The organism is Aureimonas phyllosphaerae (genome assembly GCF_900113065.1).
GTDB classification, from domain to species: domain Bacteria; phylum Pseudomonadota; class Alphaproteobacteria; order Rhizobiales; family Rhizobiaceae; genus Aureimonas; species Aureimonas phyllosphaerae.
Window position 1 is genome coordinate 19,494 of the sequence record NZ_FOOA01000004.1, and the last position, 25,489, is coordinate 44,982.

Genomic DNA, 25,489 nt, shown 5'->3' on the forward strand with positions numbered 1-25,489 from the left:
CCTTGCAGAAGGCCGGCAAGGCCGTCCGCGCTCCCGCCTTGACGGGCGGGAGGCTTGCTGCGCTCCTAGCGCGGAAACCTATATGCCCGTCCGAAGCCGGTATAGCATCCCATGGCAACCTCCCTGTATCGCTACATCTGGCACCATACGCGACGCGAACAGATCTGGATGCTGGTGGTGGTCGTCGTGTCCGTCATCCCGTTCTTTTTGTCGCTGAACCTTCCGAAGCTCATCATCAACGGGCCGATCCAGGGTGAAGGGTTCGAGGGCGCGGGCGCGACGGTCGACTACTTCCGGCTCACCATTCCCCTGCCCGGCTTCCTCGGTGGCAGCGACCACCTCGTGCTTCTCGACGGCACGCCGTTCGAGCGCATGGAGGCCCTTTTCGTCCTGTCCTCCCTGTTCCTCCTGTTCGTCGTCGTGAACGGGGCGTTCAAGTTCTACTTGAACACCTACAAGGGGCGCCTGGGCGAGCGGATGCTGCGGCGCATGCGCTACGAGATGGTGGACAGGGTCCTGCGCTTTCCCATACGCCAGTTCCGCCGCATCCGACCGGCGGAAGTCGCCTCCATGATCAAGGACGAACTGGAGCCGATCGGCGGCTTCATCGGCGACGCCTTCGTCCAGCCGCTCTATCTTTCGAGCCAGATCCTGACGGCGATGATCTTCATCTTCCTTCAGAGCTGGACGCTGGGCGCTGTCGCCTTCGCCGTGACCGCCTTCCAAGCGATACTGATCCCCCGCATGCGCCGTCGGCTTCTGATCCTCGGTCGGGAGCGGCAGCTGACGGCCCGGCGCCTCGCAGGCTCGGTCGGCGAGATCATCGAAAGCATGCCGACGATCCGCACCAACGACACGTCGAACATCGTGCGTGCGCGAATCTCGGAGCAGCTCGGCCGCATCTTCCTGATCCGGTTCGACATCTACCAATGGAAGTTCTTCGTCAAATTCCTGAACAACTTCCTGTCGCAGGCGACGCCGTTCATCTTCTACATGTTCGGCGGCTATTTCGCGATCCGTGGCCAGATCGACATCGGCGAACTCGTCGCGGTGATCGCCGCCTATCGCGAGCTGCCGGCCCCGCTCAAGGATCTCATCGACTGGGACCTGATGCGCCTCGACGTGGACGTCAAATACGATCAGGTCGCCCAGCAGTTCGATATCGACGGCCTCCTCGACCCGGCGACGCAGGCCCCGATCGCTGCGAGTTCCGAACGGCTGGAAGGGGGATTCCAGCTGATCGAGGCGACGATCCGCGACGACACGGGCGCAGCGCTGGTCAGTGGGGTCTCGCTCGACTTGCCGCTCCACCAGCGGCTGGCCGCGGTCGGCCCTCTCGGCGATGGCGCCGAGGTCGTCGCCGAAGCGCTGGTGGGCCTCGCGCCGCTCGCCTCCGGCCTGATCAACTTGTCGGGTCGGCCGCTCGGAGCGTGGCCGGAATCCGTCACCGGTCGGCGCCTCGCCTATGCCGAGCCGGCATCCTACTACCCGCGCTCCAACCTGCGCGAAGCCCTGCTCTATCCGCTGATGCATCACCCGCTGCACGACGCCCGGCCGGCGACGACCCGCTCCGAGTCGCGCATGCGAACGGAAGCGCTGCAGTCGGGCAACAGTCTCCTCGACCCCAACGACGACTGGATCGATCGTTCCGCGCTGTCGCCGGAGCCCGACGAAGAGATTGCCCGCATCGAGCAGATCCTGGTCGCCGTGGAACTGAGGCGGGACCTGACCCGGTTCGGCCTCTCCAGTCGCGTCCCCGAATGGCTGACGGCGAAGGCAGGCCCCAGGATCGTCTTGGCGCGCAGGCATCTGGCCGCGCGGCTGCGCGAGGAGAAGCTCGACTCCATGGTCGAGCGGTTCGATCCCGGCGCCTTCCTCGACCATGCGACGCTGATGGAGAACCTCGTCTTCGGGGCCGCGCGTCAGGACGAGATCGCAGCCACCCGGCTCCTGATACGATCCGATGCTCGCCGCGTCCTGGAACGTCTCGGCCTCGACAGGACGCTGGTCGAGATGGGTCTCAAGATCGCGATGACGCTGGTCGAACTCTTCGGCGAGATCGGCGCCGACGACCCGATGCTGCGGCGCATGGACATCATCAGCCCGGATGAGATCGACTTCTACCGGCAGATCGTCGTCCGGCTGGGATCGAGCGGCCGCACCGCGGAATCCGACGAGGATCGCGGCGCGCTGATCCGGCTGGCCCTGTCTTACGTGGAGCCGCGGTATCGCCTCGGCCTCGTGGACGATACCCTGCGCGCGCGCGTCATCGAGGCACGGACCCTGTTTCACGAGACCGCGTCGCAGATGGTGCGCGAAGGCGTCGAGTTTCATGAGCCCGATCGGTTCAATCCCGCCGCAACGCTCAAGGACAACATCGTCTTCGGCCGCGTGGCGAACGCCACTCCCAAGACCAGCGCCCGCATCGACGAATTGCTCGACGCGTCGATCGACGCCTACGACCTCGGTCCCGTCGTGCTCCGGACGGCGCTGGAATACGACCTGGGAGCCGGTGCCAAGAGACTGAGTCTCGGGCAGCAGCAGAAGGTGACGCTGGCCCGCGCCATGTTGAAGGCGCCCGACTATCTCGTGGCCAACCGATGCCTGTCCGCTCTCGACGCCGACACGCAGGCGCGTATCCTGAGGTCCGTTCTTCAGCTCGCGCGGGACGCGGGCCGCCCGTTCGGAATGTACTGGGTTCCGAGCGCACCCATCGAAAACGAACTTTTCGACCGTATCGTGCGTTTCGAGCGTGGACAGTTGACGAGCGACAGTCTTGCCGACCGAAGCGAGCTTGTCCTATCGTCCTCTCCCGGGCCGCAATGACTTCGAGCACGTGCGAAGGAAGCAGCGATCATGAGTCTTCTTGCGGACGAAGTCGAAGTCCTTCGGCGCACGCCCCTGTTTCAGGGGATCGAGCTCAGTCGACTGAAACTCGTGGCCTTCACGTCGCAGGTGATGCGGTTCTCGGATGGGGACGCACTGTTCCACCAGGGCGATACTGGCGACAGCGCCTATCTCATCCTCGCCGGCGAGGCCATGGTCTTGGCCGATTCGCCGATAGGCGAGATCGAACTGGCACGATTGGGGCCGCACGAGGTGGTGGGGGAGATCGGTATCCTGTGCGACATTCCCAGGACCGCGACGGTGCGCGCCGTCGGCGATCTCGCCACATTGCGGATGGGCAAGGAGTGCCTGTCCGACATGCTGGATGCATTCCCTTCGATGGCGCGCGTGATGCTGCGCGAGATGGCGATGCGCCTCAACCGGACATCGGCCGAACTCGTATCGGCCCGCGCGGCGGCCTTGATTCCCACGTGACGTCTTGAGCATCGTGCAGGCGGGAATGCGCCTCACCGTGTGGGGCGCACGCGGAACCGTTCCCATCGCTCTGGAAGATCCGTCGCGCTACGGCGCGCGGACCTGCTGCGTGTCGATCGAGGCGCAAGGGCGAGTTCTGATCTTCGACGCCGGAACCGGGATCGTGGATCTCGGCAACCGGCTCATGGCGTCCGGCGAGCGCGAGATCGACCTGTTCCTCGGCCATGCCCACTACGACCACGTGATCGGCTTTCCCTACTTCCTTCCCTTCTACAATCCAGCCTGCCGGGTTCGCATCCATGCCGGCCACATGCAGGACGGCCGGAACTGCCGGGCGCTCCTGGAGGATTTCCTGCGTGCCCCGTTCCATCCCGTGGGCCTCGAAAAGTTCAAGGCGGACATCGAGTACGTGACGTTCCGGCCGACGGACATGCTGCAGCCTTCGGCCGGCATCCGCATCACGACCCATGAACTCACCCATCCCAACGGCGCCGTCGCCTACCGGGTGGAGAGCGACGGGCGATCGGTGGTCTATGCGACCGATCACGAGCATCGACCCGGCATGCGCGACGTCGCCCTCGAGACCTTCATCGCCGGCGCGGACGTCCTGATCTTCGACACGACCTTCACCGACGAGGAACTGCCTCGATACGTCGGCTATGGCCACTCGACCTACGAGGAAGGCGTGCGCCTCGCCCTGGCCACCGGGGTTCGGCGCCTTGTGCTGTTCCATCATTCCCACAAGCGGCCGGACGACGACCTCGCCCGGATCGAACGCGAGATGCAGACCCTGTTGCCGGGCGCCGTCGCCGGACGGCCGGGCCTGGAAATCGATCTGCCGGCGCTGCCTCGCGCGCCGGAGATCTAAGGTCCGACGATGGTGCTCAATACGTCCAAGATACTGGAGATCGGCGACTGGCTCATCCAGCAGGCGCTGGCGGAAAAGCCACTCGAACCCATGCTGGAAGGACTGGCCAACAAGCTCAACCATGTCGGCGTGCCGATCGACCGGTGCCGCATGACCTGGTCGACACTCCATCCGCTCTTCGAGGCCGAAACGGTGCTGTGGACGTCGGGGCGCGGCATCGAGACGAAACGCTTCGTCCATCAGGAGGAGGAGTCGCAGGAGTATCTGCGCAGTCCGATCAAATACATGCTCGACCACGATCTGGACTTCCTGCGGGGCCGGCTCGATGTGACGGGGGCACTTGCGTTCGATCTCTTCGAGGAGTTGCGCGCGGACGGATTCACGGACCTCATCAATCTGCGCACCAATATGTTCATGGGGCGCTCCGTCCTGCCGCTGCGCGCGGACGACCTCGGCCTCTATGTGACCTGGGCGACCCGCGCCCCAGGCGGCTTCCACGACACGGTGGTCGAAACCCTGAAGCAGCTGCAGCGCTACATGTCGCTGGTCTGCAAGCTCGGGATCTACCCCCGGCTGATCACGAGCGTCGCCGATACGTATCTCGGCCCGACCATCGCCCGAGAGGTCCTCGGCGGCCGCATCCGCCTGGGAAGCGGCAGTCAGGTGCGGGCGCTCGTCTGGCTGTCCGATCTGCGCAATTCCACGGGGCTTGCGGAAGACCTAAGCGAAGACTGCTACCTGACCCTTCTCAACGATTACTTCGACTGCACAGGACGAGCGGCGATGGAGGCGGGCGGCGAGATCCTCGCCTTCATCGGCGACGCGGTCCTCGCCATCTTTCCGATCCAGGACGGCAAGCTGACGCAGGATGCCGCCATCAGGAAGGGCATCGCGGCCGCCCGCACGGCGCGCGGGGCCCGCCGGACCGTCAATGCCAGGCGCCGCGAGGCAGGCGACGTGGAATTCGACTTCGGCGTGGCGATGTGTGTCGGGGAGGTCCGGCTCGGCAATATCGGCATCCGCCAGCGGCTTTCCTTCTCCGTAATCGGCCCGTCCGTCAACGAGGCCGAACGGATCGAGAAGGAGACCAAGCGTCTGGGCGTGCCGGTGCTGGCGACGAGCGAAGTGGTCGATGTCGCGGCGGCGCACTGGCGGCGGGTCGGCTCCTTCACCCTGAGGGGAACGCATCACGAAACGGAGCTGTTCGGCCTTCTGGCCGACGACACGCGATCTTGGGCCTAGTCGGCCCCGAAGCGATCTTCGGGCACAACCCCGGTCACTCGGACAGGGGATCGAGCGCGTCCCGCAACCCGTCTCCCAGAAAGGAGAAGGCCAGGACGGTCGCCATGACCGGAACCATGGGGAGGAGCAGCCAGGGGTAAAGCACCACCGCCTCGATGTTTTGGGCTTCCGTGAGAAGGACGCCCCAGCTCGTGATCGGCGCGCGCAGGCCGAGATTCAGGAAACTGAGAGCCGTCTCGGCCAGGATCATCGAGGGGATCGCGAGCGCGGCCGACACCACGATATGGCTCATGAAGTTCGGCAGGAGGTGCCGCGCGATGATGCGTGCCGGCCCCGCGCCCATCATCTCGGCCGCCGCGACGAAGTCCTCTTCGCGCAGGGAGAGGAGCTTGGAGCGCACGGCGCGCGCCAACCCCGGCCATTCGAGGCAGGCAAGGATCGCCGTGATCGCGAAGTAGACGAGGAGCGGACTCATGGTCACGGGGAGCGCGGCGGACAGGGCGAGCCAGATCGGCAGGTGCGGCAGGGAGCGCAGGATCTCCGTCGTTCGTCCCAGCCAGAAATCGGCCCGGCCGCCGAGATAGCCCGCGAGACCGCCAAAGAGCAGCCCGAGCGCAAGGGTCAGCGTCACGCCCAGCAGCCCGATCGTGAGCGAGATCCGGGCCCCGTGGACGAGGCGCGAGGCCATGTCGCGCCCGAGCCGGTCGGAACCGAGGAGAAAAGCCGTCCCGCCCTCCGGCGCGCAGTAGAGGTGCCGGTCCGCGTCCCAGATGCCCCAGAAGCGGTAGGGCTCGCCGCGGCAGAAGAAGCGGAGCGGCTGGGGCTTGGTGCGATCCTGCGTATAGCGACGCTGCAGCGTATCCATGTCGAGTTCCCCCTTCATCGCGTAGACGAAGGGGCCGAGAAACCGGCCGTCATGGAAGAGATGGACCGGCTGTGGGGGCATGAAGATGTGGCGCGTGTCGCGCGTCGCCACACCGGTCGGCGCGATGAACTCGGCGGTCGCAGCCACGAGATAGGAGACCACGAGAAACGCGAGCGAGACGACGGCAAGGCGACGGCTGCGCAGGCGCCACCAGAACAGACGGCGGCTCGAAGCGCGCGCATAGTCCGCGCGAACGCTCGTATGCTCGCCCGTCTCGCGCTCGGCATCGAACGGGCGTGTGCTGACCCAGTGAGGAACCGGTTCGCTCAATGGCCGCGTCGCCCGGTGAGGCGCAGGCGCGGATCGATCAGCGCCAGAGCGACGTCCGAGACGAGCATACCCGCGACGGTGAGAATCGACAGGAACATCAGAAAGGACCCCGCCAGGTACATGTCCTGACTGCGAAGCGAGGACAGGAGCATCGGTCCCGTGGTCGGCAGCGACATGATCACGGAGATGATCACCGAGCCGGACACAATCTGCGGCAGGAGATCGCCGATATCGGAGACGAAGGGGTTGAGCGCCGAACGCAGCGCGTACTTTCGCAGGACGAACCCGTCCGACAGGCCACGGGCCGTGGCCGCGACCACGTAGGGACGGCGCAGTTCGTCGAGGAGGTTGGCCCGCAGGCGCTGGATCATCGCGGCCGTTCCGGACAATCCGATCACCACGACCGGAACCACCAAGTGGGCCAGAACGGACACGACCTTCCCGGTCGACCACGGCTGACCGAGATAGGCGGGATCCATCATGCCGCCGATCGAAACGCCGAAGATCGCGTTGGCGACGTAGAGCAGGATCAGCGCGAGCAGGAAGTTCGGTGTGGCAAGCCCGACATAGCCGGTGAGCGTGAGCGAGCGATCCGCAAAACCATGCTTCCGCCGGGCGATGAAGAGGCCGAGCGGAAAGGACACGAGATACACGAAGAGGACGGTCACGAAGTTGAGGACGAGTGTCAGGAAGACCCGGTCGCCGATCACTTCGGAAACGGGCGCGGCATATTCGAAGGAGTAGCCGAAGTCGCCTTGGACGAAGCCGCTGATCCAGTGCAGGTACTGCACGGGCAAAGGCTGGTCGAGCCCGTACTGTTCGCGCAGGAACGCGACCTTTTCCTCCGCCTGCGCTTCCCCCTCGGCTCGCAGTTCCGCGATCGAGTTGGTGAGATAGTCGCCTGGCGGAAGCTGGATGATAGTGAAGATCAGGATGCTGGAGACGAGGAGCGTCGACACCATCGTACCGAGGCGGAACAGGAGATAGCGCAGCATTACGGTCGAACCGGTGCCGCAGCGGCGGACGTCGTTTCGTCGGCGAGGAAGAACGTGTCGGGACGGTAGGAGCCGAGATAGGCGCCAGGTTCGAAGTTCCAGCGCCCCGTCTGCGGCAGGTTCTGCAATCGCCGCGTGGCGACGATGATCTGGTCGACGTCGGAGACGATGCCGATGCGCGGCAGTTCGTCCGCGTCGACCCGCAGCATCTCGTCCCAGATCCGGCGCTTCTCGGCGTCGTCGAGCGTCCGGCGCCAGGCCTCGTTGCGGTCGAGCTGCTCCCTGGCGAAGGCGAGCGTCGGCTGGACACCGAGCTTGCCGCCGCTCTCGTGGTTCAGTCCCCAGGTCGGCCAAGACGCCTGGGACGAGTCGGTGGGCGCCAGAGCGGCTGGACTGTCCTCAGCCCGAGCCGCACCGTTCTCCAGGCCGCTTCCGACCGTCACGAGCGGCGAACCGGCCGCAAGGCGCGAGGCCAGCGTGTCCCGCTCCACCGCCTTGAACAGCATGCGAACGCCGATACGGCGCCAGTCCTCGGCGACGAGCTGGAGAACGTCCGTCTGCTCGCCGTCCTCGCCGGCGAACTCCACCACGAGATCGAGGGCTCGCCCGTTCGGCATGAGACGCGTTCCCGAACCGTCGCGGGCTTGAAGTCCCAGCCCGTCGAGCAGACGGTTCGCCTCGTCCGGGTCGAAACGGGCCCAGCGCGTGGCGAGCGCCTCGGTGAACAAGGGCGATGCCGGCAGGACGGTGTCGCCGGCCGGACGCGCCAGCCCGTAGTAGATCGCCTGCGCGATGTCCTCGCGGTTGATCGCAAGGGACAGGGCACGGCGGAAGTCGCTCGCCTGCAGCAGCGTCCGCCAGTCGGCATCGCCGGTGTTGAGGTTGGGGAAGAGCACCATCCGCGAGCCTCGCCCGCTCGGCCAGCGCAGGACCTTGTAGTTCGAGCGCCCCTCGGCCGCCTTCAGAAAGGCATAGTTCGCGATCGTGAGCGCCGTGCTCTGGAGATCGGTCTGCCCCGACGAGGTCATGGCAGGGATCAGCCCTGCGCTGGCGATCTCCATCGCGACCTCGTCGATGTAGGGCAACTGGCGCCCTTCTGCGTCCACCCGGTGAAAATAGGGGTTGCGGCGAAACAGGAAGCGGTCGGCGGGCGGCTGGGTCACCAGAACCCAGGGCTGCAGCGATGGCAGATCGGGGTCGGTGTTCTTGTAGGACTGGTCATGTTTGAAGTGCAGCGCCTGCCAGTTGCGCTGGCCCTCCGCCTCGATGCGGCGCTGAAGCTCCGCAGCGCCCGCATAGCGCTTGTGGAACTGGCGGAGGTAGTGGGCCGGCCGAAAGATCTCGAGCGGCAATGATGCGGCCAGCGCGGGCATGAAGTCGGGATTGGCCTCCGCCCATTCGTAGCGGATCGTCCAGGCGTCGAGAAAGGTGACCGTCGGTCCGGCGCCATGCACCAGTAGTTGGCGCGGGAGGCCGCTCTTGCCAAGTTGCGGATCGTTGGCGACGTCCTCCCAGTAATAGCGGAAGTCTTCCGAGGTGAACGGTTCGCCGTCCGACCACCGATGGCCGCGCCGGAGGTGGAAGGTGAAGATCCGGCCATCCACGACGTCCACGCTCTGCGCGACGTCGGGCACGATGCGTCCGTCGGGCGTATAGCCGACGAGGCGCGCATAGCCGAAGACCACCATGCGTCGCGTGTCACGCGCCTGCGGCTCGATCGTGCGCAGGGTGCCGCCGTAGCGTCCCGTCTGGCGCCCCATCGCGGCGAGGTCGGTGCGGAGCGGGTCCTGCGGCAGACGGTCGCGCATGGGGGGAATGTCCCCGCGTGCGACCTCATCCGACAGGATCGGAGGTTCGCCGTCCGCAGGCGCGGCCGCGACGATCGACCAGGACCCCATGACGACGAGCGTCGGCAGCAGGAGGCGAAGGAGACTCGGACCGATCCGCACGCGAAGACCCATATGTGAGCGCACGTCCAGGCCGTGCGCATGAGGGCGAGGCTCGCATGGGGCCGACGGGCCCGCAAGCCGCCTCGCGCTCACCGGGCGATCTCGTTGCGGCCATCCTCATAGGCCTGGACGAAATGATCGTGACTCAGCGCGATGAGTCCGGGCTCGTCCTCGCCGTCACGCGCGGTGAACGGCCAGCCCCATCCCGACGTCCCCTTCGCCTCGCCGCCTTCGAAGGCGGAAAAATCGGTGGGCTGCGCCGGATCGGGCTCCGGAATGGAGGCGATGAGGCGGCGCGTATAGGGATGCACGGGACGCGAGAACAGGGCATCGCGAGAGGCGACCTCGAGGATGCGACCGCCCGACATGACCGCGATGCGGTCCGCCAGATAGTTCACGACGGCGAGGTTGTGCGACACGAAAAGGTAGGTCAGACCGAGTTCGCGCTGCAGGTCGCGCAGGAGGTTGAGGATCTGCGCCTGGACCGACACGTCGAGAGCCGAGACCGGTTCGTCGAAGAGGATGAGTTCGGGCTCGAGCGCCAGCGCGCGGGCAATGCCGACCCGTTGACGCTGACCGCCGGACAGGCCGTGCGGAAAGCGCTGGAGATGCGAATCCGGCAGACCGACGATCGCCAGCAACTCGCGGGCCCGCTCGCGCCGCGACGCCCGCGTGCCGATCCCGTGAATCTCGAGCGGCTCGGTGAGGATCGCCTCGATGCTCATCCGGGGATCGAGCGCGAGATAGGGGTTCTGGAAGACGTATTGGACCCGGCGCCGCCACCCCTTCAGCGTGTCGCCTCGAAGGTCGAAGACGTCCTGCATGCGTCCGTCCGGCATGCGCATCTCCACCCGCCCCGTGTCCGGCCGTTCGGCCCGAGCGAGGATGCGCGACAGCGTGGTCTTGCCCGAGCCGCTCTCGCCGACGAGGCCGAGACATTCGTGGCGGCGGATCGTCAGGTCGACGTCGCGCAGCGCATGGATCGGCGCGCCGCCACCGAAGCTACGGGAGCGGAACGTACGCGAAAGGCCGGTGGCCTCCACCAGGACATCGCCCTGCCCCTGTTCGCGCCGCCGGCCGAACTTTGCCAGCGCGTCCGCGGTCCGGATTTCCCGTAGCGGCTTCAGGCGCTCCTTGCGCGAGCGCGAAAGACGCGGCACCGAGCGCATCAGGGCCTTGAGGTAGGGATGGCGCGGATCGGCGAAGAGGTCGGGGACGGAGCCCGATTCCATGGCGGCACCATGGTGCATCACGACCATCTCGTCGGCCATCGAGGCGACGACCCCGAGATCGTGGGAAATCAGAAGGAGAGCCGTTCCATGATCGTCCCGAATCCTCGCAAGGAGGCGCAGGATCTCGGCCTGGACCGTCACGTCGAGCGCGGTCGTCGGCTCGTCCGCGATGATCATGGCGGGTCGGCAGACGATCGCCAGCGCGATCATGGCGCGCTGGCAGAGGCCTCCCGAAAGCTGAAAACTGTAGGCCGCCGACGCCCGCTCCGGATCCGGGAAACCGACGTCGCGAAGGGCCTCCAGCATCGCCGCGCGCGCGCCGCGCTTGTCGAGTTCGGGGCGATGACGGCGGAGGACGTCGAGGATCTGTTCGCCGATCGTGTGCAGGGGCGACAGCGCGGCGGCGGGCTCCTGGAACACCATCGAGATCCGGTCGCCCCGGATGTCGCGGTATCGCGGGTCGCTGCGCGAGAGAGCCGCCAGGTCGATCGACCCATCCGTCTTGGGATCCCGGAACAGGATGCGACCGGACAGGCGAAACGCCGTTCGGGGGAGAAGGCCGAGGATCGTGTGTGCGGTGACGGACTTGCCGGAGCCCGACTCTCCGATCAGCGCGAGCGTTCGTCCCGCACGGACCTCGAACGAAAGGTCGTCGACGGCACGGATCCGCCCTTCCAGCGTCCGAAACTCGATCGAAAGGTTCTCGACGGCCAGCAGCGGGGACATGAAACCACGAACAGCGAACGGATCGTCCGGAGCGAGTGCCCCGGCCGCTTCACCATGGCAGATGGCCGGTCGATCAGGGAAGCTTTAAGTCGAGGAGAAGCGTCTCGTTATAGAGTAGATCCACGTCGCGCGCCTTGATCTCTCCGACCGGGCGGAACCATCGCGGCAGCGGGATCGCCTCGAGTGGCACGCCCGATCCGGCCGACAGGAACCGACTGTCGATCGCAAGCACGCCCTCCTCGACTAGAAGGTCGGCCAGATCCTGCGCATGGTGGGCGAGGAGCCCGGCGTCGCTCGCATGGAGGAGGTCGTGGTGCAGGACATCCGCGCCCTTGCGCTTGCGCTGCAGAAGGACAAGGGCCGGCCTCCCCGCCCCTTCCACGATTGCACTGACCAGGCCAAGCCCTTCGTGGTCGGCGAGGCGGCGGCGCGCATCCTCGTCGAGTGAAGCCACGTCGTCGGTCAACCGAAGAGCGCCGTGGGAGCGCAGACGCCTCGGCGGGAAGAGCGCGCGCTGATCGTCGAGGATCGAAAACCCCAGCGCCCGGATGCGCCGGCCTGTCGCACGGCGCGCCGTGAGCGTCACATAGGTCGTGTCGGCGCGCTGCATCCCGGCGCCGAGAAGCTCCTGTCCGAGCCCCGAACCGCGATAGGAACGCTCGAGATACCACGCACCGAGATCGCAGAAGCGCCGGGTTCCGAGGCGCGTCCGCCGGTCGCTGTAGATCGTCGCCATGAAGCCGACGATGCGCCCGTCATGCTCCACCAGCCACCCATGCTCCAGCCCCTCCGGTCGCCATGGGTCGTCGAGGATGCGGCGCCAGCGTGCGGGCTCGATCCGTTCGTTCATGAACCGGTGCAGGAACGTCGCCACGAGGTCGATGTCGCCCGGGCCTGCCGGACGAACGAAGGGCTCACTCATGTGCCGCGCCTCCAACGAAAACGGATCTGGCCGGAACCGGCACCGCCCAGCGTGCCAACAGGGGCACGAGACGCTCGATAAATCGCCAGGTCTCCTCGTCGTGATCGAGATGATGGGTGAGGAGGCAGAACGCGGCGCCTGCTTCGGGCCCGTTCTCGTCCAGCCACTCGTGCAAGTCGGAAAGGAGCCGCGCTTCGCCGGCAAAGCGCGCCCCGCCCTTCCAGCGCAAGACGTCGAGGTGGGCGTTCGCCACCGTCATCCCGGATCGCCGCCCCTCGCCCTCGCAACCGAAGACGCTCAGGCCGACATAGCCCATGGCTGGAAGCGCACGCGCGATCCGATCCTCGATACGGTTCCAGGGCGGCACCATGACCGGCAGGAAGCGGTCGCCGAACACCTCAGCCAGCTGCCTTTGCCCACACCTGAGATCGGCGAGGATTTCCTCGCTCTCCCGCCGCCCACCGCACTCGACAGCACGTTCTCCCTCGCGTGCCTCGTTGCCGTGGCGATAGCCGTGCTGGAGAATGGTGACCGGGGAGGACACCGCATCGAAAATTCGCGGCAGCCCTTCATCCAACGATGCCGGGATCGTCGCCAGCGCGACCGGAAACCGGCTCGCCTCGGCAAGGGCGAGCAACCGGGCGATCTGAGGGCCCCATCGAGCCGCGTCGTCATCTCGCCACCACGCGCGCAACGACGATCCGGCCTCCTGCCGTTCCGCAAGGCGACGCTCCAAGAGCAGCCACGGATCTCGGTCGTTTTCGGAAGGAGCCTGCATGCGTTGGCGATCGATATCTTTCAGGAACCTGCCCATCGGGCGGCACGAAGGTGCGTCAGCGCGAAGGCCGGCACCTCGAACCCGCGCACCTCGCCACAAACCATCGCCGCAGGTCAACCGATCCGGAGGCCGTCAGGGATCAGACCTGCGGCGAGCTTCGTCTGACGCCAAGCGAAGGCTCGACGCGGTGCGCTTCAGCCTGATTTCGAATAGGGCACTAGCCTTACCGCTGTCGGTCCGGATCAAAGCGGCGAACAGTCTGCAACTCAGGCAACCGGTCCGCGACGGACGAGGGTCGCGGATCGTTGCGACGACCTGATGATAGCAGCGCATCCCGTTTCAAAACATCTCGCAAGCTGCATTTTCGGCGCGATCGCCGAACACTGCATCGGTGCGGCGAGACGTGAGGTTTGGATCATTCGCCGACGGGAGGTCCAGGAGCGGTGCTCGGAAAACAACGGGGATCTTCGTCTTGCCAAGCGAGAGGCAGTCACGCCGAATTCTTCGACGCGTCGTTCTCCCACAGCCCGGACGCAACGGGAAATGATGCCTTGAGAGAACGTGGCCGCAGGACCGATTGGTTGCTTGTGCCGAGCGGTTGGAACGGCTCATCCGCCTCCGGTTGGGCACTCCGAAAAGCTGCACTTCCGAAAACGACCCGTTTCAGACGTGCGACTTGGCCCATGCCCCGACCGAGAGCAGACCTCTTGTGATTCCTCGTTGTTATCCAAGAGGCAGATCGATGGTGCAGCGCACGCCGTCCGGCAGAAGAACGTAGGTCGTCATGGCATCAAGCTGGTAAGGGAGCGCCTGCTCGATCAGGGTTCGACCGTATCCGCTTCCTTGCGCAGCGGCCGCCTCTTCCGGCATGTCGATGACGCCCGTCTCGCTCCATTCCACATGGAGGCGGTCCGCGTTGGCTCCGCCAGGCCGAACAAGCCAGGTCACGGTCAGTCGCCCTTCGCCGCCGGACAGCGCGCCGTATTTCACGGCGTTCGTGGTGAGTTCGTGAAGGGCGAGGGCAAAGGTCTGCACCGTTGCGGACGGGAGGCGGACGCCTTCCGGCCCGTGCAGGACCACACGGCTGGTCTCGGCATCGATCGGAATCCCCCGTGCCTCCAGTTCCGTCTTGAGAAGACTGTCGAAGGTCACGCGCTGACCGCTGTCCAGCTTGGATAGGAGACTGTTGACGCGAGCGAGCGCTCCCAGTCGGGCGTGGAAGAGATTCAGAAAATCGGGCAGATGGTCGATGCCTTCTGCCGTCCTCTCCGACATGGCTCGGACCACGCCGATGAGATTGCGCGTTCTGTGCTGGAGTTCGGCCACCAGCACCTGCTGGCGGCCCTGCAGGTGTCGCATGTCGTCGATGTCGGTCGACGTGCCGAGCCATTCCACGATCTGCCCGTCATCGTCGCGCACCGGAAGAGCGCGTGTCTAGAACCAGCGGTAGCGGCCTTCACGAGCATGGAAGAGACGTGTTTCGACATCGAGATGCGTCGACCCATCCGAGCTCCGCCAACCGGCCATCGCCTTTGCCCTGTCGTCGGGATGCAGGGCGTCGAGCCAGCCGAGGCCGTAGCTCTCCTCCGGGGTCTGCCCGGTATACTCGCTCCACTGAGGGCTCGCCCACGTCCATTCGCCGCCCTCGGCCGACCGCCAGACGAGCTGGGGAATGCCCCGGATCACCGTCCAGAGGCGTCGCTGGTTCTCGCGCAGACGTTCGGCCGTGTCTCGTTGCTCGGTGACATCCTGGCTGATCCCGCCGACGTGGTCGATCCGGCCGTCCGGCCCCTGGATCGGAAAGCCCGTGTCCTGGATCCAGCGGATTTCCCCGTCGTCGGCGCGGCGGATGCGATAGACGATCTGGACGCTCTCGCCAGCCAGCGCGCGAGGAAGCGCGGCCAGCGCCGTGTCGCGGTCCTCGGGGTGGACCAACTCACCCCAGCGGGCGATATCCTCCAGAACGACCGCCCGTCGCTCCCCCCAGATCCGCTCGAAGGCGGGACTGAGATAGACGAGCTGCCGGGTCCTGGCATCGACAATCCAGAGGGCGTCGGTAGAGTTCTCGGCAAAGGATCGGAAGCGTTCCTCGCTGGCTTCCAGCTTGAGGGCGGAGGCCTCCTCCTTCAGACGAATGACCTCCGCCTGCGCCGCCTTCCAGTCGCTGATGTCCTTCGTCGTGGTCGCCACGCCGTCGTTGAGCTTGACCACCGACTGATAGAACCAGCCGTCGAACTGTTCGTGGACGTAATGGCGCTCCGCCTGTTCCGGATGCCCGGTCTCCGTCACCCGCTTGAAGGCGTCGAAGATTCCCTCCGTGACGACGCCGGGGTTGCGCGTCAGAAGACTTTCGCCACGGACCTTGCCATAGAGGCTTTCCGACGTGTGGTTATTGAGAACCCAACGGAAGTCGACGATCTCTCCCCTGTCGTCGCGGATCGCCTCGAAGACCTGGATCATGTCGCGCGAGGCATCCAGCGTCCCGCGCAGGAGACGGCGACCGGACTGCACCTCCTCGATCGCCTCGGCGATACGCCGCTCGAGTTCCGCTCGATGACGCTCCTGGTTGGCTCGCAGCGCCGCTTCCGCGTGCACACGGGCATCGATGTCGATGTTCATGCCCGCCCACTTGGTGATGCGCCCTTGCGCATCGAGAACGGGTGCAGCCCGGACATTGGTCCAGCGCCAGCCTCCGTCAGGGGCGCGAAGGCGGAATTCGGCATTGACCAGCCCGCGGGCCGCAATGGCTTCCCGCCACTGCCGCTCGGCGAACTCGCGGTCGTCCGGATGGATCGCGTTCAGCCAGCCGTAGCCCTGCCATTCATCGAAGGTCTGTCCCGTGTAGGCACGCCAGCTCGGGCTATCGACCTCGACAACACCCTCGGCGTCCGCCTCCCAGACCGCCTGTGCCAAGGCTCCGATCAGCAGACTCTGTCGGGCCTCGCTCTCGCGCAAGGCGCGTTCGGCCATCACCTGCGCGGTCGTCTCCTTCAGGGTCCAGAGGACACCGGCGACCTGCCCGTGCTCATCGTGGACCGGCGCATAGTCGACGTCGAACCAGGCGTCCTCCAGTCGGCCGTTCCGGAGCACCGGATAGCGTTGCGCCGGCAGTCGCGCCGACCGTCCGGACATGCCCGCCGCCACGTCCGCGGCAAAGACATCGCGCGACCGGGCGAAGGTTTCATAGGCGGACCGACCAAGCGCCAGGGTGCGATGCTCCCGGAGGAGTTCGGAGAAGGCATCGTTGTAAAGGTGGATCGCGTCGGCGCCCCAGACGAGGCTCATCATGCTCGGCGAATGCAGCACGAGATCGACGATGGTCCGCAGACTCTGCGGCCAGGCGTCGACCGAGCCGAGAGGCGTCCTAGACCAATCGAACGAACGGATCCGTTCGGCCATCTCGCCCGCGTGTCGCGGCCACTCGCGAAGCGGGGTCTCACGACTCATGACCTGCCTCACTGGATCATCACAAAGAACCGGAGGTTAGGCCCTCGCGCCCGCAGGGACGCAACCGCATGGTGTTTAGACGTCACAATGATATCCGCTCTACCTTTCGGGCCGAGGAAGCAATAGTCGGCGGCAATGCCGAGCGGCAGGCGCTGGAGGGCGAGCGAAATGGTGCAACATCACGTGCGACGACGTTCAGACCAGCCGGGATTGGACAGCGAACCGATGCGACGCTTCTTCTACGACATCCGGCGAGGCTCCGAAGTCATCCCGGATCCCGACGGTGAATTGCAGCCGAGCCTTCAGGGCGCCATGGCAGAGGCGATTTCCGCGGCTAGAGATCTGGTGATCGATGCCATACTGACGCTGCGCCAGATCGACGATGACGCGGTGTTGATCCGCGACAGCGACGGGGCGATCGTCGGCAGTGTCTGCTTGGTCGATGTGCTTCCGATCCGACGCTGACTTCGGCTTGCACCGAGGGCGGTGGCGCAATCAATCTCGTCTTCGGTCGCACGCTCCGCCGGTGCGGCCGTCATCGCCAGCAGGATGCCGGTCGTCCGTCGGCCAGCCCGCGTAGAGCCAAAAGTAGCTTCGTGATACCGAGCGAGCAGGAGTTCCGCGATGCCCTCTGACGGCCGGAACCGCATTCTTTCGACGATGGCGGCTGATCACCGGGAAGCGCTGGTACCCGCACTGGAAAGAGTCGAGCTTCCCAATTGGACGACCCTCGTCGAGCCGGATGTCGACACGCGATACGTCCACTTTCTCGACGATGGCCTCGCATCGGTCGTCGCCAGCAGTTCGAGTGGCGAGCAGCAGATCGAGGTGGGTCACATCGGCTTCGAGGGGATCACGGGTTTCCATGTCGTGTTGGGTATGGCGCGAACACCGACGCATACCTTCATGCAGGTGGCGGGTTCGGGGTGGCGATTGTCGACGGAGGATCTCTACCGGGCCATGTCCGCCAACGAAGGCCTTCGCCTCCATCTCCTGCGCTATGTTCAGACATACCAGATCCAATTGTCCTATTCGGCATTGGCCAACGGGCGCTACACCATTCCGCAGCGTCTGGCCCGCTGGCTCCTGATGGCCCACGACCGCCTCGGAACGGATGCGATGCCGCTGACGCACGAGTTTCTGGCGCTGATGCTGGGTGTGCGGCGTTCGGGCGTCACGAACGAACTTCACGTTCTCGAAGGCGAACATATCATCCGCGCGTCTCGCGGCCGGATCGAGATCCGCGATCGTGCCAGGCTCGAACGTCTCGCCGGCGAGACCTACGGCGTCCCGGAGGCGGCCTACGAAGCCGTGTTCGGCAGGATCCGGCCCCTGTCGGCCCGGGCCGGTGCGAAGCTCCGGGACATGCGCATCTTCCTCGTCGAGGACGACTTTCACCTCGCGACGCAAATGCAGCGCTACCTTGCCTCGCAAGGGGCCGTGGTCGTCGGGCCTGCCCCCAGCGTCCAGAGCGCGCTGCGAACGCTGATCGCGACCCCTCAGCTCGATGCAGCCATCGTCGACGTCAACCTGCGGGGCGAGATGTCGTTTCCGCTCGCCGAGGCGCTCCGCAAACGCGGCGTGCCGTTCATCTTCGTATCAGGCTACCAGAAAGACTTGATCCCGGCTCACTTTGCGGACGTCAGCTTCCACGACAAGCCGATCGAGCCGTCCGAGCTGGCCGCAGCGCTGCTGGCTGTCGCCTGAGATGAAACGAGCCGGAAGGCGTCGGCAATCACTCACGCCTTTCAGCCGTCCGCATTACGACACCCGGCTGGAGGCAACGGCCGCAGTTCGGCTTCGGGTACCCGCTACATCCATGACGAACGACGTCTCTTGAAAACCGGACGGGACCCGTCGTTCCGTCCGGAGCCCGCCGGATCGGGTATGCTCGACCGAGGGTTCATAGCCGAACGAGCGGCAGGACGGTGGCAGCCTTGGATCATCCGGACGAATAGCCGACAGCCGCGGCCTTGCGGTCATGCCGTGCGTTGGTGGCGAGGGGCATGGCCGGGCCGTTGAACAACGTTCCCGATGCGATCGTGTGGAGCGCTTCGATCTCCAGTTCGTCGAGCCGCGTTCCATCGCTGAGTTCGATCGCGACGGCTTCGGCGAGAGGACGATGAATGCTGATGGAGCGGACTGCCGCGCGCAATCGCATCGGACCCATTCGTCGATCCGGATTCTCGGTCACAACATCGCAGATCTGGTCGAAGTCGGTCAGAGAACACGTCATCAATGCCTCCTCGGAATGCAGTATCGACATGAATAACAGTCGAGTTCCAAGGTTTTGAAGCCGATCGATGGGAAGTGTTCAGAAGCGTACAGCAGGTTTTGATCAGACGGCTGAGTGAACGAACCCTGCGGGTAGCGAAGCGGAGCCTCTCCAACTGGTGGTTGGCGCGGCGCATCGGCGTCTGTTTGCGAACCTCTGAAACATCTCGAAGTCTACAGGGATCCTGCAGACGCCGAAACGCAGTGCGCGAGGTATAGGCGGGCCGACCGGGCAGCCGGCGGCATGGACAAGGGTGGGCGCAAATTCCGGCTCGCAATGCCAACCGGCGCTCTGCGGCCCCTCAAGCAGCCGGCATCGTGGAAGTCTCCGGCGTTGGCTCCGGGCGGCGATCCTCATGCTCGGCGCCACAGGACGTTTCGCCGTCTAGGCTCTTCCTCCATCCATTTCATTGATCCCTCCATCCCATGCTCGATGTTGCGGGTACGGGACCGGCGCAGATCCGGTTCCTCCCATCGCGCGAGCCGGCGCACGGGCTGGCTTGCTGGACGCGAGGTCAATCCGCCTTGGTACGATCACCGACCCTGCCCTCCATGACGTCGGGAGACTCTGCGGCTTTCCTGCGCGACGTCGTGCTTCCGACGATTGCCAAAGGCGTCATCATCCGGCGGCCCGCGATGGTGGCCCTCGTCGAACGCCTGTCGCTCGATGATCGGGCCGTGCGCCGCATGCAGCGCCTTCGAGCGCGGTATGGGGAGGACCCGCTCCTCGTCCGCAATCCGGTGCGCCCACAGGCGGTCATCTTCCGGCATGAGGACCTGCGTCGCGTGCTCGACCAAGCGCCGGACCCGTTTTCTCCCGCCAGCCGCGAAAAGCGCGCCGCGCTCGCACATTTCGAGCCGCATGTCTCTCTGATCACCCGCGGAGCCGAGCGCGCCGAGGGCCGTGCCTTCAGCGACGACATTCTGGACAGCGCCTGCCCGGTCCACCGCATGGCGGACGCGTTCGTGGCGGTGGTCGAGGAGGAAGCCGACGAACTCATGCGTGTCGCCGCGCCGTCCGGCGAACTCACCTGGGACATGTTCTTCGCCGCCTGGTTTCGGATCGTGCGGCGCATCGTGCTTGGCCGGGGCGCGCGGCACGACCACGAACTGACGGACATGGTGGCAAGGCTTCGGAGGCGCGCCAACTGGGCCTTCGCCCTGCCGCAGAACAGGTCCCTGCGCGAGCGCTTCCACAACCGCCTTCGGGATCATATCGGGCGGGCCGAACCCGGCAGCCTCGCAGAGATGATGGCTCGCCGACCCGATGGGCCTCGGACGCACCCCAGCGACCAGGTCGCCCAATGGCTCTTCGCCTTCGATCCCGGAGCCATGTCGGCGTTCCGGGCGCTCGCGCTTCTCCTCGCCCATCCCGACGCACTCGAGATGGCGCGTGGGGAGCTCAAATCGGGCCGGTCGCGAACGGATCTGACCTTTCTTCGCGCCATCATCGTCGAGACCATTCGCCTCTATCCCACGACACCGATGATCTTGCGCGAGACGACGAGGGACGTGGAGTGGCACCACGGCACGTTGCCGCGGGGGTCAGGGATCCTCATCTTCACGCCCTTCTTCCATCGCGATGACGAGCGCTCGAGCGATGCGCACCGGTTCGCACCGATGAACTGGGTCGGTCGGGACCCGACCGATGTGCCGGCTTTCGTTCCCTTCAGCGCCGGTCCCGGCGCCTGTCCTGCCCGTCACCTCGTGCCGATGATCGGGAGCGCCATGCTAGCCCGCCTTCTCATGCATGACCGGGCAATCTCCCTCATGGCTACGAAACGGCTCGACCCGTCTCTTCCCCTACCCGGAACCCTCGACCCCTTCACGCTCCGCTTCGCCCTTCCCGCCTGACCGACGTCGCTTGCCTCGGCGCGAACGGGACAGTCCCGACCAATGGCCGATGTCGGTCCCGGCAGGATCGGGCGAGGAGCGCGGCCATGGCGATCCACTCACATCTTCGGATTCAGATATATCGCAGACCAACAGTTTGGAGACGAGTTCGTCGCCCGCACAAATACTTTGTCCGCAAGTGTACAATTGCCGACTAAATACGCATAATTCCTGGAATTGCTTTGGGATCGAACCAAATTGAGATGGCTATATGGGAGTCATCATCATGGAATCTGTGTCCGCTCATATGCAGTGCGCCCCGCCCTTGCAGCGCTTGACGTCTCCTCGCATCGACGACGAGGTTTCGATCCTCGTGCTGGCGCTTTCAACCTCGCAAGCCCTGCGGGCTTTGATCGGCCTGAAACTCGCCCCTCTGGGTCTTGCGCCGGGACAGGATCGACTGCTTGCCACTCTGCACGAGAAGGGGCCATTGACCGTCTCCGGTTTGGCGGAGGCATTGAACGTCCGACCCTCGACCGTTTCGAAGATGATGGACCGGCTTGCCGCGCGCGGCCTCACGAAGCGCAACCACGACGACGTCGACAGGCGCCGCATCAGCGTCGAGTTGACGGACGAGGGACGCGCCGCCTGCCAGAAACTGCATACGCTCTGCCGGGCGATCGAGGACGAGCTTCGCGCGGATCTCGACGACGACGGCGAACGACGGATGATGGCGGGCCTGGAATTGCTGAACGAGGCGGTCGGTCAACGGCTGAAGCGTTTGCGTTAGGCGAGGCGGTCGAGACAGGTCGCGCGGCACGAGCATGCCAGCGTGACATGGCTGAGGCCGTCGACCGATTGTTGCCGGAGAGCCTCGCATCGGTTGCCCGCTAGACGTTCAGTCCCGGCATCTGGTGGGTCGGGTTGACGATGAACCGGCCTGGCTCTGAGGTCCGGATCCTGGCGACGTACTCGTAGGGTGTGAGACCGCCGAGCGTCTTCAGTCGACGGCCGAAGTTACAGGCCACCGTGAAGTCGGCGAGATGCGTTCGAAGCTGATCGTGGCTCTCGTAGTGGAAGCGTTTGACGGTGGCTTCCTTGATCGTGCGGTTCATGCGCTCAACCTGACCGTTCTCAGGGGAAGCGATTCACTGGATCGTTTCGTAATCCTTCAAACTCCAGGGATGGTTCGGCTTGGTCAGCCAATGCTCGATGCCGTTCGACCCGCAGATCATGTCGAAGCGCATCTGCCGGGACCAGGCGGTGTTACGGTTGCGCGGCTGCTCGGCGAACTGGATGCCGTTGTCGGTCAGGATGGTGTGGATCCGATACGGCACGGCTTGCAGCAGGTGTTCCAGGAACTCCCAAGCCGTCCGCCTGTCCGCCTTGTCGACAAGCCGGGTGACCGCGAACTTGACGGTGCGGTCGATCGCAACGAACAGGTAGAGCTTGCCTTCACCCGTCTGCACCTTGGCAATGTCCCCTTACGTGGTTCGCAAGCGAACCACTGCCGGGCAAGGGATGTGAAAGAAGCCCACGGGATAGCGCTTGAAGCGCTGCCGCTTAGGCTTGTAGCCATCAACATCTGGTAGACGGAAGATGCCGTGCCGCCGGAGGCACCGGTGCAGCGCTGAGCGAGTCAGATGCGGGATCGTCCGCTGCGAGGCGTGGAGGCCGTCATCCAACGGCAGCAGCGTGTGCCGGCGAAGCGCGACCACAATAGCCTCCTCGGCCTCGCTTAGTGTCGTTGAGCGCGGCTCTCTCAGTCCGGTCTTCCTGTCCTCCAGGGTCTGACGCTTACGCCACTTGGCTACCGTCTTCGGATTGATGCCGAGTTCCCGGCTCAGCGTCGCGGGGAAAGCAAGCGATCGCTGTATGGCTGCTCGGATGGCGTGCGTGGTCGTGGCGCTGCCGTGACGAACCTGTCCTACAGGGCATCCTTCCATTCCATGGAAACGATCAAACCACGAAACCCCGGGATCAAACACCTTAGGATCTAAGCCTTGATGCTGGGTTCAGGCGAGCTGGAATTTTGATCTGGAAGATGTAGCAATTGCCGGGCTTCGTCAGATGTCACGTCCGCACGTCTACAAGCTGCCGTACTGCGCGGCATGCAATAGCACAAACGGCTTGCGATTCTGACCTTTAGTATGTGGCGGAGAGGGAGGGATTTGAACCCCCGATACCCTTGCGAGTATGCCGCATTTCGAGTGCGGTGCATTCAACCACTCTGCCACCTCTCCGTCCGAGGTCGATCTTGCGATCGATGAAGCATACGCTGTCGAGCGTGGTCGGCGCCCTGCAGCGCGAGGGCTCTCTAGCAAAGGAACGGGGCGTTTCACAAGAGGCAATCGACGCGGGTTGTGACACTTTGAAAACAGGCCGCGCCAGCCGCCCGATCCCTTGACCTTTGCAGCCGGTGGCGCTAGGCAACGCGCGTCGTGACCTGCGTCCGGCCGTGCCTCGTTCGCGGCGGATCATGCCACGGCATCGTTCGAAAGAAACACAAGAAGACGGCCCGCGGCGCTTCCAGCGTGCGAGAGCCGATCCCGAAAAGGCCAAGACATGTTCGCAGTGATCAAGACCGGCGGCAAGCAGTACCGCGTTGCCGCCAACGACCAGTTCGAAATCGAGCGCCTGCCCGGCGAGGCCGGCGACAGCGTTTCCTTCACCGAAGTCCTGATGGTCGGCTCGACGATCGGCGCGCCCTTCGTGGCCGGCGCCACCGTCGTCGGCGAGATCGTCGAGCAGACGCGCGGCCCGAAGGTCATCTCCTTCAAGAAGCGTCGTCGCCAGAACTCCAAGCGCAGCCGCGGCCACCGCCAGGACCTGACGCTGATCCGGATCGCCGAGATCCTGACCGACGGCAAGGCGCCCTCCGAGAAGGCTGCGAAGCCGGTCGCCGACACGACGTCCGACGCCGCGCCGAAGAAGGCCGCCAAAGCCAAGCCGGCCGCCGAGACCACGACGGACGAGGCCGCGCCCGCCAAGAAGCCGCGCGCGACCAAGAAGAAGGCCGAGGGCGAAGAGGCCTGAGACACAGAACCCGCGGGAGCCTCGAGGCGTCCGCCACGTTCTGGACGAGACCATCATTCAAGCGTCCGTGCGGTGCCGCAAGGTCCCGGACGCAGACATCAGGAGACTGAAACATGGCACACAAAAAGGCAGGCGGTTCTTCCCGCAACGGTCGCGACTCCGAGTCCAAGCGCCTTGGCGTGAAGAAGTTCGGCGGCGAGCAGGTCATCGCCGGCAACATCCTCGTGCGTCAGCGCGGCACGCGTTGGCACCCGGGCGTGAACGTCGGCATCGGCCGCGACCACACCCTCTTCGCCGTCGCCGAGGGCACCGTGACCTTCCAGAAGAAGGCGCAGGGCCGAACCTACGTGTCCGTCATGCCGAAGGCAGAAGCCGCCGAGTGATCCGGTTGCTTCAAGGCGCCGGCGTCCCAACGACCCGGCCCTTGAAGACGCAACCGTCGGACAAGGGATGAGAACCGGGGAGATGGGCCGCCATCTCCCCGTTTTTGCATTCCCGGAGGGGTCCGATGAGTTGCGAAGAATCCAGTCTCGAAACCGACGACGACGAATGTCGGCTGACGACGCGCCGCCTGGTGCTGCGGATCGCCCGGACCGGCGATGCCGCGGACATCGCCCGCTTCGCCGACGATCTCGAGATCGCGCAGATGACCTCGCGGATTCCCCATCCCTATCGCCTCGACGACGCGCATGCGTTCCTGGCGCGGGCGGAGGATGAACTCATCGTGGCGATCACGGCGCGCGACAACGACGCCTTTCTCGGCCTCTGCAGCCTTGCGGCAGCGGGCGCGCCGGAAACCGCGGAACTCGGCTACTGGATCGGTCGCCCGCACTGGGGCCGGGGCTTTGCGACCGAGGCGGCGCAGGCGGCGATCGACTACGGATTTGCGGTTCTTGAACTTGCCGCGATCGAGGTTCGCTGCCGCGTGATCAATAACGGCTCGCGCCGTGTGATCCAGAAATGCGGCTTCGGCTATGTGGGCACCGGCCTGTCGACCTCGCTGGCGGCGGGGCGGGTCGCGAGCGAAACCTATCGGATGGATCGGCGGACATGGCAGTCGCTCAAAAGCTGGAGCACGCCCCGATGAGGCGCAGAGACCTTCGCGGAGCGGCGCTCGCGGCCTCGCTCGCCCTCCTCGCGCTGCCGGCACGGGCGGCCGACGATTTCTCGCTACGCTCGTTCTTTGCCGGACACAGCGTCAGCGGCGGCGAGATCCGCACGCTCGGCCTCTTTCGGGAGCGCTTCACGGCGCGTTTCGAGGGCAAGGCGAAGGGCGACGCGCTGGACCTCGACGAGCGATTCCGCTTCCAAGACGGCGCGCGGCTCCAGCGCTGGCATCTCGTCGAGCGCGGTGGACGGGTCACCGGCACGGTCGAGACCGAAGACGGCTGGGGCGTGCTGCAGGGCCCCTTCCCCGTGTCGGGAACGAGTGGTCCGGGCGGGGCCGTCCTCGCCTATCGCGGCATTGCGCCGGGCGGCGGTCGCTGGATGTTCGACTTCCGGCATCAGATCACGCCGCGGCCCGACGGGACGGCGGGAAACCGGGTGCGCATCTCGCGCTTCGGCCTGCCACTGGCGGGGGCCCGCGTCACCTTCACCAAGTCGGAGGCGGCGCTGGCGCCCCATCTCGCGCAGCCGTGACGCTGCGGGTTCGAGTTTCAAGATGGCGCC

Annotated in this window: 21 protein-coding genes, 1 tRNA gene and 1 pseudogene; 12 read left to right on the forward strand and 11 right to left on the reverse strand. The window is 65.5% G+C overall.

The annotated features are described in order from the left end of the window. Positions 1-111: 111 nt before the first annotated feature. The 4 genes from BM175_RS07250 to BM175_RS07265 are packed head-to-tail and all read left to right on the forward strand — an operon-like array spanning position 112 to position 5,431. A complete protein-coding gene (locus BM175_RS07250; protein ID WP_090961373.1) occupies positions 112-2,826 on the forward strand; it encodes an ABC transporter transmembrane domain-containing protein in 2,715 nt (904 codons plus the stop codon). A gap of 30 nt (positions 2,827-2,856) precedes the next feature. Further along, positions 2,857-3,321, forward strand: a complete 465-nt coding sequence (locus BM175_RS07255; RefSeq protein WP_090961376.1) for a cyclic nucleotide-binding domain-containing protein — start codon at positions 2,857-2,859, stop codon at positions 3,319-3,321. A 13-nt stretch (positions 3,322-3,334) separates the two neighbouring features. Further along, complete coding sequence (locus BM175_RS07260; protein ID WP_244545925.1) at positions 3,335-4,189, forward strand: MBL fold metallo-hydrolase; 855 nt, start codon at positions 3,335-3,337, stop codon at positions 4,187-4,189. Positions 4,190-4,198: 9 nt separating this feature from the next. Then, positions 4,199-5,431 (forward strand): adenylate/guanylate cyclase domain-containing protein, encoded by a 1,233-nt coding sequence (locus tag BM175_RS07265; RefSeq protein WP_090961382.1) that lies wholly within the window; start codon positions 4,199-4,201, stop codon positions 5,429-5,431. Between the two features lie 34 nt (positions 5,432-5,465). Here BM175_RS07265 and BM175_RS07270 read toward each other — a convergent pair whose 3' ends face one another. The 8 genes from BM175_RS07270 to BM175_RS07305 all read right to left on the reverse strand — a co-directional run bounded on the left by BM175_RS07270 (position 5,466) and on the right by BM175_RS07305 (position 16,675). Next, positions 5,466-6,626 carry an ABC transporter permease gene (locus BM175_RS07270; RefSeq protein WP_090961384.1) on the reverse strand — a complete coding sequence of 387 codons (1,161 nt, stop codon included), beginning with the start codon at positions 6,624-6,626 and terminating at the stop codon, positions 5,466-5,468. Beyond that, positions 6,623-7,621, reverse strand: coding sequence for an ABC transporter permease (locus tag BM175_RS07275; protein ID WP_090961387.1), 999 nt, complete (start codon positions 7,619-7,621; stop codon positions 6,623-6,625). The genes BM175_RS07270 and BM175_RS07275 overlap by 4 nt, the downstream gene beginning before the upstream one ends. Further along, the gene (locus BM175_RS07280) at positions 7,621-9,582 is read right to left on the reverse strand and encodes an ABC transporter substrate-binding protein (RefSeq protein WP_090961390.1); all 1,962 of its coding nucleotides are present in this window, start codon (positions 9,580-9,582) and stop codon (positions 7,621-7,623) included. Before BM175_RS07280 ends, BM175_RS07275 begins: the two co-directional genes overlap by 1 nt. Positions 9,583-9,659: 77 nt before the next feature. After that, positions 9,660-11,528: a dipeptide ABC transporter ATP-binding protein gene (locus BM175_RS07285; protein ID WP_090961393.1), complete on the reverse strand. Its 1,869-nt coding sequence runs from the start codon at positions 11,526-11,528 to the stop codon at positions 9,660-9,662. A 73-nt stretch (positions 11,529-11,601) separates the two neighbouring features. Further along, positions 11,602-12,450, reverse strand: a complete 849-nt coding sequence (locus BM175_RS07290) for a GNAT family N-acetyltransferase (RefSeq protein ID WP_090961396.1) — start codon at positions 12,448-12,450, stop codon at positions 11,602-11,604. Beyond that, positions 12,443-13,264 (reverse strand): polysaccharide deacetylase family protein, encoded by an 822-nt coding sequence (locus BM175_RS07295; protein WP_139224585.1) that lies wholly within the window; start codon positions 13,262-13,264, stop codon positions 12,443-12,445. Before BM175_RS07295 ends, BM175_RS07290 begins: the two co-directional genes overlap by 8 nt. A 687-nt stretch (positions 13,265-13,951) precedes the next feature. Further along, a complete protein-coding gene (locus BM175_RS07300) occupies positions 13,952-14,647 on the reverse strand; it encodes a sensor histidine kinase (RefSeq protein ID WP_210185772.1) in 696 nt (231 codons plus the stop codon). Positions 14,648-14,662: 15 nt separating this feature from the next. Further along, positions 14,663-16,675, reverse strand: coding sequence for a PAS domain-containing protein (locus BM175_RS07305; RefSeq protein ID WP_090961402.1), 2,013 nt, complete (start codon positions 16,673-16,675; stop codon positions 14,663-14,665). 225 nt (positions 16,676-16,900) lie between these two features. Between BM175_RS07305 and BM175_RS07310 the strand changes: the two genes are divergently transcribed. After that, the gene (locus tag BM175_RS07310; RefSeq protein WP_090961408.1) at positions 16,901-17,140 is read left to right on the forward strand and encodes a DUF6894 family protein; all 240 of its coding nucleotides are present in this window, start codon (positions 16,901-16,903) and stop codon (positions 17,138-17,140) included. A gap of 159 nt (positions 17,141-17,299) precedes the next feature. After that, on the forward strand, positions 17,300-18,382 hold the full coding sequence (locus BM175_RS22960) for a helix-turn-helix domain-containing protein (RefSeq protein WP_090961411.1): 1,083 nt from the start codon (positions 17,300-17,302) through the stop codon (positions 18,380-18,382). Positions 18,383-18,617: 235 nt separating this feature from the next. Here the strand turns inward: BM175_RS22960 and BM175_RS07320 are convergent, their stop codons facing one another. Further along, a complete protein-coding gene (locus BM175_RS07320) occupies positions 18,618-18,911 on the reverse strand; it encodes a hypothetical protein (protein ID WP_090961414.1) in 294 nt (97 codons plus the stop codon). Positions 18,912-19,501: 590 nt separating this feature from the next. Between BM175_RS07320 and BM175_RS07325 the strand changes: the two genes are divergently transcribed. Next, a complete protein-coding gene (locus tag BM175_RS07325; RefSeq protein WP_090961417.1) occupies positions 19,502-20,803 on the forward strand; it encodes a cytochrome P450 in 1,302 nt (433 codons plus the stop codon). 265 nt (positions 20,804-21,068) lie between these two features. Then, positions 21,069-21,572, forward strand: a complete 504-nt coding sequence (locus BM175_RS07330; RefSeq protein ID WP_183193280.1) for a MarR family winged helix-turn-helix transcriptional regulator — start codon at positions 21,069-21,071, stop codon at positions 21,570-21,572. A gap of 100 nt (positions 21,573-21,672) precedes the next feature. Here the strand turns inward: BM175_RS07330 and BM175_RS07335 are convergent. Both BM175_RS07335 and BM175_RS07340 read right to left on the reverse strand, forming a co-directional pair. Further along, a pseudogene (locus BM175_RS07335) lies at positions 21,673-22,728 on the reverse strand (DDE-type integrase/transposase/recombinase). Positions 22,729-22,935: 207 nt separating this feature from the next. After that, a tRNA-Ser gene (locus BM175_RS07340) sits at positions 22,936-23,025 on the reverse strand. A 322-nt stretch (positions 23,026-23,347) separates the two neighbouring features. On the opposite strand from BM175_RS07340, the gene rplU reads away from it, so the two are divergent. From rplU to BM175_RS07360, 4 genes are all read left to right on the forward strand, one after another. Then, positions 23,348-23,818 (forward strand): 50S ribosomal protein L21, encoded by a 471-nt coding sequence (gene rplU, locus BM175_RS07345; protein ID WP_090961421.1) that lies wholly within the window; start codon positions 23,348-23,350, stop codon positions 23,816-23,818. Between the two features lie 113 nt (positions 23,819-23,931). After that, positions 23,932-24,201: a 50S ribosomal protein L27 gene (rpmA, locus tag BM175_RS07350; RefSeq protein ID WP_055892932.1), complete on the forward strand. Its 270-nt coding sequence runs from the start codon at positions 23,932-23,934 to the stop codon at positions 24,199-24,201. A 125-nt stretch (positions 24,202-24,326) separates the two neighbouring features. Then, entirely contained in the window at positions 24,327-24,905 is a 579-nt protein-coding gene (locus tag BM175_RS07355; protein ID WP_090961424.1) for a GNAT family N-acetyltransferase, read from the forward strand. Then, positions 24,902-25,459 (forward strand): DUF3833 family protein, encoded by a 558-nt coding sequence (locus BM175_RS07360; protein WP_090961426.1) that lies wholly within the window; start codon positions 24,902-24,904, stop codon positions 25,457-25,459. The genes BM175_RS07355 and BM175_RS07360 overlap by 4 nt, the downstream gene beginning before the upstream one ends. Positions 25,460-25,489: the final 30 nt, after the last annotated feature.

Bases quoted from the DNA above. Each gene is read 5' to 3' on its own strand.
- BM175_RS07250 (WP_090961373.1), top strand. From the start codon at position 112: ATGGCAACCTCCCTGTATCGCTACATCTGGCACCATACGCGACGCGAA.
- BM175_RS07255 (WP_090961376.1), top strand. From the start codon at position 2,857: ATGAGTCTTCTTGCGGACGAAGTCGAAGTCCTTCGGCGCACGCCCCTG.
- BM175_RS07265 (WP_090961382.1), top strand. From the start codon at position 4,199: ATGGTGCTCAATACGTCCAAGATACTGGAGATCGGCGACTGGCTCATC.
- BM175_RS07275 (WP_090961387.1), bottom strand. From the start codon at position 7,621: ATGCTGCGCTATCTCCTGTTCCGCCTCGGTACGATGGTGTCGACGCTC.
- BM175_RS07280 (WP_090961390.1), bottom strand. From the start codon at position 9,582: ATGGGTCTTCGCGTGCGGATCGGTCCGAGTCTCCTTCGCCTCCTGCTG.
- BM175_RS07285 (WP_090961393.1), bottom strand. From the start codon at position 11,528: ATGTCCCCGCTGCTGGCCGTCGAGAACCTTTCGATCGAGTTTCGGACG.
- BM175_RS07290 (WP_090961396.1), bottom strand. From the start codon at position 12,450: ATGAGTGAGCCCTTCGTTCGTCCGGCAGGCCCGGGCGACATCGACCTC.
- BM175_RS07295 (WP_139224585.1), bottom strand. From the start codon at position 13,264: ATGGGCAGGTTCCTGAAAGATATCGATCGCCAACGCATGCAGGCTCCT.
- BM175_RS07305 (WP_090961402.1), bottom strand. From the start codon at position 16,675: ATGAGTCGTGAGACCCCGCTTCGCGAGTGGCCGCGACACGCGGGCGAG.
- BM175_RS07310 (WP_090961408.1), top strand. From the start codon at position 16,901: ATGCGACGCTTCTTCTACGACATCCGGCGAGGCTCCGAAGTCATCCCG.
- BM175_RS22960 (WP_090961411.1), top strand. From the start codon at position 17,300: ATGCCCTCTGACGGCCGGAACCGCATTCTTTCGACGATGGCGGCTGAT.
- BM175_RS07320 (WP_090961414.1), bottom strand. From the start codon at position 18,911: ATGACGTGTTCTCTGACCGACTTCGACCAGATCTGCGATGTTGTGACC.
- BM175_RS07325 (WP_090961417.1), top strand. From the start codon at position 19,502: ATGACGTCGGGAGACTCTGCGGCTTTCCTGCGCGACGTCGTGCTTCCG.
- BM175_RS07330 (WP_183193280.1), top strand. From the start codon at position 21,069: ATGGAATCTGTGTCCGCTCATATGCAGTGCGCCCCGCCCTTGCAGCGC.
- rplU (WP_090961421.1), top strand. From the start codon at position 23,348: ATGTTCGCAGTGATCAAGACCGGCGGCAAGCAGTACCGCGTTGCCGCC.
- rpmA (WP_055892932.1), top strand. From the start codon at position 23,932: ATGGCACACAAAAAGGCAGGCGGTTCTTCCCGCAACGGTCGCGACTCC.
- BM175_RS07355 (WP_090961424.1), top strand. From the start codon at position 24,327: ATGAGTTGCGAAGAATCCAGTCTCGAAACCGACGACGACGAATGTCGG.
- BM175_RS07360 (WP_090961426.1), top strand. From the start codon at position 24,902: ATGAGGCGCAGAGACCTTCGCGGAGCGGCGCTCGCGGCCTCGCTCGCC.